Genomic DNA, 12655 nt, shown 5'->3' with positions numbered 1-12655 from the left:
ATCCCCATGAATGTAATCCCCACTGACCTGCCTGGTGTCCTGATCATCGAACCCAAGGTTTTCGGTGACGAGCGCGGGTTCTTTTACGAAAGCTTTAATGCCAAGGCCTTTCAGGACGTAACCGGCCTCGACACGCAATTTGTCCAGGACAACCATTCGCGCTCGCAGAAAGGCGTGCTGCGCGGTCTGCACTATCAGCTGGAAAATACCCAGGGCAAACTGGTTCGTGTCACCGTGGGTGAAGTGCTTGATGTGGCAGTGGACATCCGTCGCAGTTCGCCGCATTTCGGCAAATGGGTCGCCGTACGTCTTTCCGCCGACAACCATCGCCAACTGTGGGTTCCGGAAGGCTTCGCCCACGGTTTTGTGGTACTGAGCGAGTTCGCCGAATTCCTCTACAAGACCACCGACTATTACAACCCGTCTTCCGAGCGCAGCATTCGCTGGGACGATCCGGACCTGGGCATCGACTGGCAACTGGACGAAGCGCCGAAACTGTCGGCCAAGGATCAGGTGGGCGCCCTCCTGAAGGACGCCGAAGTCTTTTCCTGAAGTCCTGTGTGAAACTTCAGCGCCGCTGCATGCCCGGCAACGGGTGCGCAGACTGCAACGGCAAGCCTAGGCATAATGCGCCTGTACCCACAGGCGCCCGATGTTTATGACTCCGACCCTCCCCCGTCGCCCCCGCTGGCGAAGTCTTGCCTTGCTGGCCCTGTGTCTGGCCCCGCTGTTGTGGCCGCTGGAGCATCTGGCCGAGCGCTACTACCGCAATGAGCTGGCCGGTCAAAACCGCCAGACGCTCGACCTCTACGTCGCCAACCTGCTGGGCACCTTGCATCGCTACGAAGTGTTACCACAGATTCTCGGCGACCTGCCGGCCCTGCGTGCGGTCGTCGGCGCGCCGGACGACGGTGTCACCCAGGGCAGTGCCAACCGCCTGTTGAAGAACATTGCTTCCCAGACCGGAGCCGAAGTCATGTACCTGATGGACACCACCGGCCGCACGCTGGCGGCGTCGAACTGGGACAAACACGACAGTTTCGTCGGGCGCAATTTTTCGTTCCGACCGTACTTCAGTGAAGCCATGGCCGGGCGCCTGGGCCGCTTCTTCGGCCTGGGCACCACGTCCGCCAAGCGTGGCTATTTCTTCGCTGCAGCGGTGCGCAACGGCGAGAAAATCATTGGCGTGTTGGTGGTCAAGGTTGACCTCGACCATACCGAGAGCCTGTGGGGCAAAACGCCGGAGCAACTGCTGGTGACCGACCACAATGGCGTGGTCATCCTGACCTCGCGCCCGGAATGGCGCTTCCGTTCAACCCGCAAGCTGAGCGACGACGAACGTGCGGCGATCACCGCGATCCAGCCCTACCCGACCCGCGAGCCACGGCCCTTGAACCTGAGCCCGACCGCGTGGCTGCCGCAGACCCAGGACATCGCGGAAACCGGCTGGAGCGTCAGCATTCTTGCCCCGCGCACGCTGATCGACCGACCGGTACGCACAGTGGTGGCGATCGGCAGCGCCACGTTGCTGGTAGTGATGCTGTTGCTGGGCCTGATGATGCAGCGCCGTCGCCATTATCTGGAACGGATCGCTTTCGAGGCCAAGGCCCGACGAGAGCTCGAAGGCCGGGTTGCCGAACGCACCAGCGATCTGGAGGGACTCAACCGTCGTCTGAAACAGGAAGTGCTGGAGCGCGAACAGGCACAGCAGGAACTGGTCCGGGCCCAGGACGATCTGGTCCAGGCCGGCAAGTTGTCGGCGCTGGGGACGATGTCGGCGAGCATCAGTCACGAACTCAATCAGCCACTGGCGGCGATCCGCAGCTACGCCGAGAACGCCGAGGTGCTGCTTGACCATGAGCGTACCGAAGACGCCCGAGGCAACCTCAAGCTGATCAGCGAGCTGACCGGACGCATGGCTTCGATCATCGCTCACCTTCGCGCTTTCGCCCGCCGGGATCGCCATGCCCCGGAAAGCGTCGCGCTGCAACCGGCACTGGACGATGCATTGGCGTTGCTGGCCAAACGTCGCCGCAGCATGGACGTCGAACTGATCCGCGACCTGCCGGCCGCCACCCTGTGGGTCGAGGCCGGTGAGACTCGTCTGCGCCAGGTGCTGGGCAACCTGCTCGCCAACGCCCTCGACGCTCTCACCGAAAAAGGCCCGCCGCGCAAATTGTGGCTGAGTGCCGAATCCACCGACGAAGGCGTCAACCTGTACATTCGCGACAATGGCCCGGGTTTCTGCATGGAAGCCCTGGGCCGTGCCAGCGAACCCTTCTACACCACCAAGACCCGAACTCAGGGTCTCGGTCTGGGGTTGGCCATTTGCGAAACCCTGATGCGCGCCTTCGGCGGTGAACTGTCGTTCGCCAACCACAAGCAAGGTGGCGCCTTGATCACCCTGCGGCTGCGCGCCGGCGCGCCCGGGGTCAGCCTGCAACCGCCCGAGGATCGAAGCGCATGACCATCGACAACCGCATTCAGGTAGTGCTGATCGACGACGATCCGCACCTGCGTCAGGCCCTCGGCCAGACCCTGGATCTGGCCGGCCTGAAGATTCTTCCGCTGTCCGAAGCCAAGGGACTGGCTGCACAACTGGAGCGCGACTGGCCCGGTGTGGTGGTCAGCGACATCCGCATGCCCGGCATGGATGGCCTGGAACTGCTGAGCGAACTGCACGCCCAGGATCCGGAACTGCCAGTGCTGCTGATCACCGGCCACGGCGACGTGCCACTGGCCGTGCAGGCCATGCGCGCCGGCGCCTACGACTTTCTGGAAAAACCCTTCGCCAGCGACGCCCTGCTCGACAGCGTGCGCCGCGCCTTGGCCCTGCGGCGTCTGGTTCTGGACAACCGCAGCCTGCGCATGGCCCTGAGTGATCGCAATGAACTGAGCGCGCGGCTGGTCGGTCAGTCCGCGCCGATGTCGCGCCTGCGCGAGCAGATCGGCGCACTGGCGGCGACAAAAGCCGACGTGCTGATCCTCGGCGAAACCGGTGCCGGCAAGGAAGTCGTCGCCCGCGCCCTGCACGATCTGTCTAGCCGGCGCAACGGCCCGTTCGTGGCCATCAACGCCGGAGCGCTGGCCGAGTCGGTGGTCGAAAGCGAACTGTTCGGTCATGAACCCGGCGCCTTCACCGGCGCGCAAAAACGCCGGATCGGCAAGTTCGAATTCGCCAATGGCGGCACGCTGTTCCTCGATGAAATCGAGAGTATGAGCATGGATGTGCAGGTCAAACTGCTGCGCATGTTGCAGGAGCGCGTGGTCGAGCGTCTGGGCGGCAATCAGTTGATCCCGCTGGACATTCGCGTCATCGCCGCCACCAAGGAAGACCTGCGCCAGGCCGCCGATCAGGGCCGCTTCCGGGCCGACCTGTATTACCGCCTCAATGTGGCGCCGCTGCGCATTCCACCGTTGCGAGAACGAGGTGAAGACGCCTTGATGCTGTTCCAGCATTACGCCGACGAAGCCAGTGCCCGCCATGGTCTGCCACCGCACGAACTGCAGCCGGCGCAACGGGCGTTGCTGCTGCGGCATTCATGGCCGGGCAACGTGCGGGAATTGCAGAACGCGGCGGAGCGTTTTGCCCTTGGCCTGGAGCTGGCGCTGGACAACACTCAGCCTGACGGCAGCAGCGCGGCCATCGAGATCACCAGCGGTGGCCTCAGTGAACAGGTGGAGAATTTCGAAAAGTCATTGATCGCCGCCGAACTGGCCCGATCGCACAGCTCGGTACGCAGTCTCGCCGAAGCCCTGGGCATTCCGCGCAAGACGCTACACGACAAACTGCGCAAGCACGGTCTGAATTTCGCCGACAGCAGCAGCCATGGAGACGAATCCGAATGAATCGCGACAGTCGCCATCTCGAATCCGTCCTCCATCACGACATCCCTCTGACCCGGGACATGGGCCTCAAAGTCCTCGAATGGCAGGACCAGCAACTGCGCCTGCACTTGCCGCTGGAAGCCAACGTCAATCACAAGAGCACCATGTTTGGCGGGAGCCTGTATTGCGGCGCGGTATTGGCCGGTTGGGGCTTGCTGCATTTGCGCTTGGAGGAAGAAGGCATCAAGGACGGGCACATCGTGATTCAGGAAGGACAGATCAGTTATCCGTTGCCGGTAACCGGCGATGCCAACGCCATCTGCGCGTCGCCAAGCCCGGCGGTGTGGAAGAAGTTTCTGACGATGTATCAACGCTACGGGCGAGCGCGATTGACGTTGCACACGCGAGTCGTCAATGCGGGGAGCGATGAAGATGCGGTGACCTTCAGCGGGCAGTATGTCCTGCACCGCTGAGGGCTGAGCGTTCCCGAGTCAGGGAGCGCGCTTACGAACGGGCCAGCTCCAGCAGCTTCGCTCGCCACGCGGCTTTCGCCGGTAACGCCAGGAAGAATCCGTTCAACAACGATTCTCGCGGCGGATAGCAGAAGGCTTCGCCGCTCAAGTCCAGCACCTCGCCACCCGCACCTTCCAGAACGCCCTGCGCTGCCGCCGTATCCCACTGGGACGTCGGCGCCAGTCGCGGATAGCAGTCCGCCGCGCCTTCGGCCACCAGACAGAACTTCAGCGAACTGCCGATATTGGCCAGTTGCAACTCGCCCAGGCTTGCGCTCAAACCGGCCAGCAGGCGCTCCTGCTCCGGGCTCGAATGGCGGCGACTGGCGACCACGGTGAACGCTTCCCCAGGTCCGGGTACGTCACGAGCCTGAATCGCCACTGGCGTGCCGCCCTTGTCGCCGCGCCAGGCACCGAGTCCGGTACCGCCAACGTAGAAACGCCCATTGGTCGGCATCGATACCACGCCAAAGACCACCCGGCCATTTTCGATCAAGGCAATGTTGACGGTGAACTCTTCGCTGCCGCTGATGAACTCCTTGGTGCCATCCAGCGGATCCACCAGCCACCAGCGCTGCCAGCCGGCACGCACGCTTTGCGGGATGTCGGCATCCTCTTCGGACAACACCGGGATGCCCGGATCCAGGGCGGTCAGGCCGGCTACGATCACATGGTGCGCAGCGATGTCTGCAGCGGTCACCGGCGAATCATCGGATTTGGCGGTCACCGCCACATCGGCGCGCCAGAACGGCAGAATCGCCTCGCCAGCACGCAACGCCAGTTCAACCACCGGCGCCATCAACGGATGGGGAAAATTCATAGACATCTCACTCATGACTGGAAAAAGCCGCGCTGGGTCAGCAGGTCGCGGGCCAGGTACAACGCCGCCAAGGCACGACCTTCGGAAAATTGCGGATTTTGCGCCAATGAAGAGAGATCCCTCAGGTTGACCTTGTCCACCCGCATCGGCTCCGGCTCGTCGCCTTCCAGTCGCTCTTCATACAGATCGCTGGCGAGCACCACCTGGATTTTCTGGCTCATGTAGCCAGGGGACAGCGACAGCTCGGTCAGGTGTTCCAGTTGCCGGGCGCCGAAGCCCGCCTCTTCCTTGAGCTCACGCTCGGCTGCCGCCAGCACATCCTCGCCCGGTTCGATCAAACCTTTGGGCAGGGACAATTCGTACTCGTCGGTACCACCACAGTATTCCTCGACCAGCACCGCATGTTCGGCATCAAGCATGGCCACAATCATCACCGCGCCGTAACCGGCGCCCTTGCCGACCAACCGCTCGTAAGTGCGTTCCACGCCGTTGGAGAAACGCAGCTTCAGCTCTTCGACGCAGAACAGCCGGCTGGTGGCGACGATCTCGCGGGCAAGTACGGTGGGTTTCTGGCGCATGCAAAGCTCCTTGGCGTGAACGCGCTACTATAACGCGGCTTTTCCGATTGTTTGCGTCGGATATCTTTTTACCGTTCGAGACGTTGCCATGCCTTCATTACCGTGGTCCGACATCGATACCGTTCTGCTGGACATGGACGGCACGTTGCTCGACCTGCACTTTGACAACCATTTCTGGCTGGAACACCTGCCACAACGCTACGCCGAACTGCATGGCGTGAGCCGGGCCATGGCGGAAATGGAATTGCAGCCGTTGTTCGAGCGACATGCCGGTCAACTCCAGTGGTATTGCCTGGATTTCTGGAGCGCAGAACTGAAGCTGTCGGTACGTGAGCTGAAAATGGAGACTGCGCACCTGATTGCCCTGCGCCCGGATGCCGATACCTTTCTGTCCGCGATCAAACGCGCCGGCAAGCGCGTCGTGATGATCACCAATGCGCATCGCGACTCGCTGTCGCTGAAACTGGAACGGGTTGAAATGGCACCCTATTTCGAGCGGCTTATCAGCTCACACGATTATGGCTTTCCCAAGGAGAACCCGCAGTTTTGGGACGCGTTGCAGGCCGACATCGGCTTTGACCCGGCACGCAGTCTGTTCATCGACGACACCTTGCCGATCCTGCGCAGCGCACGGGACTTTGGTGTAGCGCATCTGTTGGCGGTGAAGGAGCCGGACAGTCGCAAGGGGCCGAAGGATACCGGAGAGTTTGCGGCGGTCGAGGATTATCGGGATTTGATTGCGGGCCTGTAAACCACATCGTGCCCATCGCGAGCAGGCTCGCTCCCACAATTGAAATGCATTCCAACGTGGGAGCGAGCCTGCTCGCGATAGCGGTATCTGCGGTTACTCAGGGATACGCAGCGTCTGCCCCGGATAGATCTTGTCCGGATGAGACAACAGCGGCTTGTTGGCCTCGAAGATCTTGTTGTACTGGTTGGCATTGCCATACACAGCCAGGGAAATCGCGCTGAGGGTGTCGCCCTTTTTCACCACCACAAAACGTGCAGCGGCCACCACCGGCCCGGTCACGGTGATCTGGTCATCGACGCTGCCGACACCGGCGATGTTGCCCACCGCCAGCAGAATCTTCTCTTTCTCTTCCTGGCTCGCCACCTCGCCGGTGACCGTCACCTTGTCACCGTCCACGGTCGCCTGGACATTCGGGTTACCCAACCCGACCTTGCTGATGTGCTCCTTCAACTGGTCGCTGGCATTGGCGTTGCCGGGGGTCAGCAGGTCGAGCAGTTTCTCACCAGCCTCTTTTACAAAGCTCAAAAGACTCATCGCGCACACTCCTTGATTTAAGTTCCAGACGCCCAAGCCTAGACCACGCCGGACAAACCCGGTTCCGGCCCGACCAATGACCCTGCCCTCGTACAAGCGGTAGAATCGCCCAACCTTGCCAGCGCCCCGGAGCGAAGATGGACATCAAGCAGCTGAAATTCCTCATCGCCCTCGACGAAACCCGCCATTTCGGCCAGGCCGCAGCACGCTGCCATATCACCCAGCCAACCCTGTCCATGCGTCTGCGCAGCCTTGAAGAAGAACTGGATCTGCCGCTGGTCAATCGTGGTCAGCGATTCGAAGGATTCACGGCACCCGGCGAGAGAGTGCTGGCCTGGGCCCGCACGGTGCTGGCGGCTTACGATGGCTTGCAGGCCGAAGCCGCAGCTTGTCGCGGCAATCTGATCGGCACACTGCGGCTGGGGGTGGTGCCGCTGTCGAGTTTCGACGCATTGCCCCTGATGCAGCGTCTGCATGCCGAACACCCGAACCTGCGGTTTGAGCTGTCATCGCTGAGTTCGGAGCAGGTGCTGGAGCAACTGGCGAACAATCGTATCGACATCGGCGTGTCTTACCTGGAACGCCTCGACAGTGAACGATTCGAATCCCTGGCCTTCAGCGAAACCCGGATGGGCCTGCTCTATGACCAGCGTTTCTTCAACTTCAGCGAGGCCCCCCTGAGCTGGGAGTCGTTGATCGAATTGCCGCTCGGCATGCTCACCAGCGGCATGCACTTTCGTCAGTCCATCGACCACAACTTCCATAGCCGAGGCCTGACGCCACAGCCATTGCTGCAAACCGATGCCGTCCACCAATTGTTGCAAGCCGTGCACGGCGGTCTTTGCTGCGCCGTGATGCCATTGGACGGCGGTCTGGAAAACCTCACCGATCACTTGCGCCTGCAACCTATCGAAAGCGCTCAGACGCTCGCCCGGCTGGGCCTGATCATGCGCCGCGGTGCACCACGATCAGCGCTGGCCGAGGCCTGTTTCGCGCTCTATCAAAAATCACCAGCCGACTCTTGATCGACAGCATCTATCGAGAGATCGAAACTAGCGATTAGACGCGACAGTTTGCCGCGCCTAGTCTTAACGTTGATCAATCCGTTGGTGATGCCATGAACGCCAAGCGCCCGGCCTGCGCGGCGCCCGCTCTCGAAACGCCCGCGCCTGCCGCCAGTCAGACTTACAGTTACAGCGATCTTCCCCTCGCGGAATCGGCAAGCACCGCGCTGGCCGAAGAAGTCGCGCTGGCGATTGCCTACAACGGTATCAGCCAGGCCGTCATGCTGGTCACGCCGACCGACCTTGAAGACTTCATCGTCGGTTTCAGCCTCGGCAGCGGCATTATCGAAGACGCCTCGGACATCTATGACCTGCAACTGACCGGTTCGGGCTCGGCGCAATACGCACAAGTCACCATCGCCAACCGCGCCTTCTGGAACCTCAAGCAACAGCGTCGGCAACTGGCCGGCACCAGCGGATGCGGCTTGTGCGGCGTGGAAGCGGTGGAGCAGGCGTTGCCTGATCTCAAGGTCCTGCCCGGCGCTCCTTTGCCGCCCATCGAATGGCTCGACGGCCTGCGTCAGCGCATCGGCGCGTTCCAGCCATTGGGCCAGCATTGCGGCGCAGTGCACGCGGCGGTGTTCATGAACGCCAGCGGTGAATTGCTGCTGGGCCGTGAAGACATCGGCCGGCACAACGCCCTCGACAAACTGATCGGCGGCCTGATCCGGCAAAAGATATCCACAGCCGGCGGCCTGGCGATTGTCACCAGCCGTTGCAGTCTCGAATTGATCCAGAAAGTTTTGCGGGCCGGGATTCAGACCCTGGTCAGCCTGTCCGCGCCCACCGGCCTCGCCGTGCAATGGGCCCGACGCCACAACCTCAATCTCATCCACCTGCCGCAGAAAAACGCGCCGCGGGTGTATAGCCCAGAAATGGAGAAACACCCGTGAGCCAACATCATCAAGCCGACCAGAAACCCGTCCCGCGCTACAAGCCTTACAAGGGCGCAGCTGGCGGCTGGGGCGCCCTGATCAGCGTGGCCCAGGCCTGGCTGACCAGTGACAACGCGCTGAAAAACCTGCGCATGATGCTCAAGACCAACCAGAACGGTGGCTTCGACTGCCCTGGCTGCGCCTGGGGCGATTCGCCGGAAAGCGGCATGGTCAAGTTCTGCGAGAACGGCGCCAAGGCGGTGAACTGGGAAGCGACCAAACGTCGGGTGGACGGCAAATTCTTCGCCAAACACAGCGTCACTGCGTTGCTGGAACAGAGTGACTACTGGCTCGAGTATCAAGGTCGCCTGACCGAGCCGGTCGTGTATGACGCTGAAACCGACCGTTACAAGCCGATCAGTTGGGACGATGCCTACGCGCTGATCGGCAAACACCTGCAAGGACTGTCGAGCCCGGATCAGGCCGAGTTTTACACCTCGGGCCGCGCCAGCAACGAAGCGGCGTACCTGTATCAACTGTTCGTGCGTGCGTTCGGCACCAACAACTTCCCCGACTGCTCGAACATGTGTCACGAGGCCAGCGGCGTGGCACTCGCACAAAGCGTCGGTGTCGGCAAAGGCACTGTGACCTTCGATGATTTCGAACACGCCGATGCGATTTTCGTCTGGGGCCAGAATCCCGGCACCAACCACCCGCGCATGCTGGAGCCGCTGCGTGAAGCGGTGAAACGCGGTGCTCAGGTGGTGTGCATCAACCCGCTGAAAGAGCGTGGTCTGGAGCGCTTCCAGCATCCGCAGCATCCGATCGAAATGCTCACCAACGGCGACAAACCGACCAACACCGCGTATTTCCGTCCGGCTCTGGGTGGTGACATGGCGGTACTGCGCGGCATGGCCAAGTTCCTGCTGCAATGGGAGCGCGATGCGCAGAAGGCCGGCGCACCGGCGGTGTTCGATCACGACTTCCTCAATGAACACAGCGTCAACGTGCTCGAGTATCTGGGCGTCGTCGACGATACCCCATGGGAACAGATCGTTGCGCAGTCCGGCCTGACCCTGGTGGAAATCGAGCAAGCGGCGCGCATGTACGCCAAAGGCAAGAACGTGATCATGTGCTGGGCGATGGGCATCACTCAGCACCGCCATTCGGTGCCGACCATCCAGGAAATCGCCAACCTGATGCTGCTGCGCGGCAACATCGGCAAGCCCGGCGCCGGTCTGTGCCCGGTGCGTGGCCACAGTAACGTGCAGGGCGACCGCACCATGGGTATCAACGAGCGTCCGCCGGTGGCGTTCCTCGATTCCCTGGAGCGCCGCTTCCAGTTCAAGGTGCCACGTCACAACGGGCACAACGTGGTCGAAGCGATTCATGCGATGGCCGAAGGTCGCGCCAAGGTGTTCATCGGGCTGGGCGGCAACTTCGCCCAGGCTACGCCGGACAGCCCGCGCACCTTCCAGGCCCTGAGCAACTGTGACCTGACCGTGCAGATCAGCACCAAGCTCAACCGCAGCCACCTGGCTCATGGCAAGGACGCGTTGATCCTGCCGTGCCTGGGTCGTACCGACATCGATATCCAGACCGAAGGCCCGCAGGCCGTCACCGTGGAAGACTCGTTCAGCATGGTGCACGCCTCCAATGGTCAGTTGCAGCCACTGTCGAACCAGATGCGCTCGGAGCCGTCCATCATCGCCGGCATTGCCGCCGCGACCCTGGGCAGCAAACCGGTGGACTGGAACTGGCTGGTAGCCGACTACCGCCGTATCCGCGAACTGATCGCCGACACCATTCCGGGCTTCAAGGACTTCAACGAGAAGGTCAAGAACCCGGGCGGTTTCTACCTCGGCAACAGCGCCGGCGCGCGCAAGTGGAACACCACGTCAGGCCGGGCCAACTTCAAGCCGAACCTGCTGCCCAAGGATCTGATCCACGAACGTACTCGCGCTACCGGCAAACTGCCTGACCTGATCCTGCAATCGATGCGTTCCCACGATCAGTACAACACCACGATTTATGGTCTCGACGATCGTTATCGCGGCGTGAAGGGCCAACGTGATGTGCTGTTCGCCAATGAGGCGGACATCATTCGTCTTGGCTTCAAGCCGGGGCAAAAGGCTGACATCGTGTCGCTGTGGGACGATGGTCGCGAGCGTCGGGTGAAGGGCTTCACACTGCTGGCGTTCGATATTCCGGCGGGGCAGGCGGCGGCTTATTACCCAGAGGTGAACCCGCTGGTCCCACTGGAAAGCACCGGCGATGGCAGCCATACGCCGACGTCGAAGTTCATTGCCATTCGCCTGGAAGCCGCGAGTGAAACCGGACTGATCATGGCTAAATCGGCCTGATACGGCGCCTGGACGGGCGCCTTCGTCGGAACGCCGCCCGGAGCAAGCTCGCTCCCACATGAATACGGGTCTCTTCTGAAAGAACACCGTCACTGTGGGAGCGAGCTTGCTCGCGAAAGCGGCAGCCAGTTCAATGATTTTTCCCGCACGAGCAATTTTCAAACGCCCACAAAAAAGGCCGCTTTGTGATCAAAGCGGCCTGTCCGAAGTAGTTAAAGACCGGCGAAAATCAGTTAAGTTCCACCCAAAAATCAGTAACTTGCAGAATTGTATACAAGTCGTGTTATTCGTCGGATTTCGATTGTCACGCCCATTCCAGAGCCTCAGGATCGCGCCGTCATCCCTTTGAGGCTCCTCTATGAAGTTCTCCTCGATTCTCTTGTTGTCCCTTGGCCTGGTCAGTGGCTTCGCTTCTGCCGGAGGCACCACCGAAGCAGGTGTGGGCGGCGCATTGGGCGGGGTTCTTGGCTCGGTCGTCGGTCAATCGCTAGGCGGCAGTACAGGTTCGACCATTGGCGCAGCCCTGGGCGGCGCGGGTGGTAGTGCGGTGGGCGCCGACAAGCGCAGCCGTGGCGAAGCAGCCATCGGCGGTGCGCTGGGCGCAGCCGGCGGCAACGTGGTGGGCCGCAGCATGGGCGGCACCACCGGCAGCCTGATCGGCGCAGCAGCCGGCGGCGGCGCGGGTGGCGCGCTGGGCAACTACATGGGCAACAAGAGCGATGACGATGATCGTCATTACGACCGTGGTCGTGACCGTCGCTACTACCGTGACGACCACCGTGGTCGCGGCCACGCCTACGGCCATCGCAAGCATCACAAGTACTATCGCCACCGCTGAGGCGAAGGCTTGAAGAAAAATCGCAGCTCCCCCGGGCTGCGATTTTTTTTGCCTGTCACACCGTCAGACGTTCCAGCGCTTCGCGCAATGAAGCCGGAATCGACACTGGCTGATTGGAAGCCCGGTCGACAAACACATGCACGAAGCGTCCGGCAGCACAGGCTTCCACCTCTCCTTCCTTGAACACCGCCAGTTCGTACTGCACCGAACTGTTGCCCAGCTTGCCGACCCGCAGACCGATCTCGATTCGATCCGGAAAAGCGATTGACGCGAAGTAGTCACAGGACGAACTCACCACAAACCCCACCACCTCGCCGTCATGGATATCCAGCCCGCCGACCTGGATCAGGTAGGTGTTCACCGCCGTGTCGAAGAAGCTGTAATAGGTGACGTTGTTGACGTGGCCGTAGGCGTCGTTGTCATGCCAGCGCGTGGTGATCGGCTGGAAGTGCGGGTACTCGCTGCGTTGCGGCATCGGGTTGGACATCAGTG

13 protein-coding genes are annotated in these 12655 nt (G+C 61.7%); 9 read left to right on the top strand and 4 right to left on the bottom strand.

Annotated features, from left to right (window positions below; all coding sequences use genetic code 11):
* The first annotated feature begins 6 nt into the window (after positions 1-6).
* From rfbC to N8H71_RS16945, 4 genes are all read left to right on the top strand, one after another.
* Positions 7-552, top strand: coding sequence for a dTDP-4-dehydrorhamnose 3,5-epimerase (gene rfbC / locus N8H71_RS16960; protein ID WP_262194870.1), 546 nt, complete (start codon positions 7-9; stop codon positions 550-552).
* A 106-nt stretch (positions 553-658) separates the two neighbouring features.
* Positions 659-2467: a sensor histidine kinase gene (locus N8H71_RS16955; protein WP_262194869.1), complete on the top strand. Its 1809-nt coding sequence runs from the start codon at positions 659-661 to the stop codon at positions 2465-2467.
* On the top strand, positions 2464-3849 hold the full coding sequence (locus tag N8H71_RS16950; protein WP_262194868.1) for a sigma-54-dependent transcriptional regulator: 1386 nt from the start codon (positions 2464-2466) through the stop codon (positions 3847-3849). Before N8H71_RS16955 ends, N8H71_RS16950 begins: the two co-directional genes overlap by 4 nt.
* Complete coding sequence (locus N8H71_RS16945; RefSeq protein ID WP_262194866.1) at positions 3846-4301, top strand: thioesterase domain-containing protein; 456 nt, start codon at positions 3846-3848, stop codon at positions 4299-4301. The genes N8H71_RS16950 and N8H71_RS16945 overlap by 4 nt, the downstream gene beginning before the upstream one ends.
* A 31-nt stretch (positions 4302-4332) precedes the next feature.
* On the opposite strand, the gene cysQ is transcribed toward N8H71_RS16945, so the two are convergent.
* Positions 4333-5166 (bottom strand): 3'(2'),5'-bisphosphate nucleotidase CysQ, encoded by an 834-nt coding sequence (cysQ, locus tag N8H71_RS16940; RefSeq protein WP_262194917.1) that lies wholly within the window; start codon positions 5164-5166, stop codon positions 4333-4335.
* A gap of 5 nt (positions 5167-5171) precedes the next feature.
* On the bottom strand, positions 5172-5738 hold the full coding sequence (gene nudE, locus N8H71_RS16935; RefSeq protein WP_065257777.1) for an ADP compounds hydrolase NudE: 567 nt from the start codon (positions 5736-5738) through the stop codon (positions 5172-5174).
* Between the two features lie 88 nt (positions 5739-5826).
* Between nudE and yrfG the strand changes: the two genes are divergently transcribed.
* The gene (gene yrfG / locus N8H71_RS16930; protein WP_262194865.1) at positions 5827-6489 is read left to right on the top strand and encodes a GMP/IMP nucleotidase; all 663 of its coding nucleotides are present in this window, start codon (positions 5827-5829) and stop codon (positions 6487-6489) included.
* Between the two features lie 93 nt (positions 6490-6582).
* On the opposite strand, the gene lysM is transcribed toward yrfG, so the two are convergent.
* Positions 6583-7023, bottom strand: coding sequence for a peptidoglycan-binding protein LysM (gene lysM / locus N8H71_RS16925; RefSeq protein ID WP_258712739.1), 441 nt, complete (start codon positions 7021-7023; stop codon positions 6583-6585).
* A 137-nt stretch (positions 7024-7160) separates the two neighbouring features.
* Between lysM and N8H71_RS16920 the strand changes: the two genes are divergently transcribed.
* The 4 genes from N8H71_RS16920 (at position 7161) to N8H71_RS16905 (ending at position 12163) form a co-directional block, all read left to right on the top strand.
* On the top strand, positions 7161-8048 hold the full coding sequence (locus tag N8H71_RS16920) for a LysR family transcriptional regulator (protein WP_262194864.1): 888 nt from the start codon (positions 7161-7163) through the stop codon (positions 8046-8048).
* A gap of 92 nt (positions 8049-8140) precedes the next feature.
* A complete protein-coding gene (gene fdhD, locus N8H71_RS16915; protein WP_085684137.1) occupies positions 8141-8980 on the top strand; it encodes a formate dehydrogenase accessory sulfurtransferase FdhD in 840 nt (279 codons plus the stop codon).
* Positions 8977-11325, top strand: coding sequence for an FdhF/YdeP family oxidoreductase (locus tag N8H71_RS16910; RefSeq protein WP_262194862.1), 2349 nt, complete (start codon positions 8977-8979; stop codon positions 11323-11325). The genes fdhD and N8H71_RS16910 overlap by 4 nt, the downstream gene beginning before the upstream one ends.
* 358 nt (positions 11326-11683) lie before the next feature.
* On the top strand, positions 11684-12163 hold the full coding sequence (locus N8H71_RS16905; RefSeq protein ID WP_085608624.1) for a YMGG-like glycine zipper-containing protein: 480 nt from the start codon (positions 11684-11686) through the stop codon (positions 12161-12163).
* A 55-nt stretch (positions 12164-12218) separates the two neighbouring features.
* Here N8H71_RS16905 and N8H71_RS16900 read toward each other — a convergent pair whose 3' ends face one another.
* Positions 12219-12650 carry an acyl-CoA thioesterase gene (locus tag N8H71_RS16900; RefSeq protein ID WP_262194861.1) on the bottom strand — a complete coding sequence of 144 codons (432 nt, stop codon included), beginning with the start codon at positions 12648-12650 and terminating at the stop codon, positions 12219-12221.
* Positions 12651-12655 lie beyond the last annotated feature (5 nt).

It is taken from the genome of Pseudomonas koreensis, assembly GCF_025447595.1.
GTDB lineage: Bacteria > Pseudomonadota > Gammaproteobacteria > Pseudomonadales > Pseudomonadaceae > Aquipseudomonas > Aquipseudomonas koreensis_H.
Note: the sequence above shows the minus strand (reverse complement) of the source record. Positions and strands in the feature narration are given on the sequence as shown.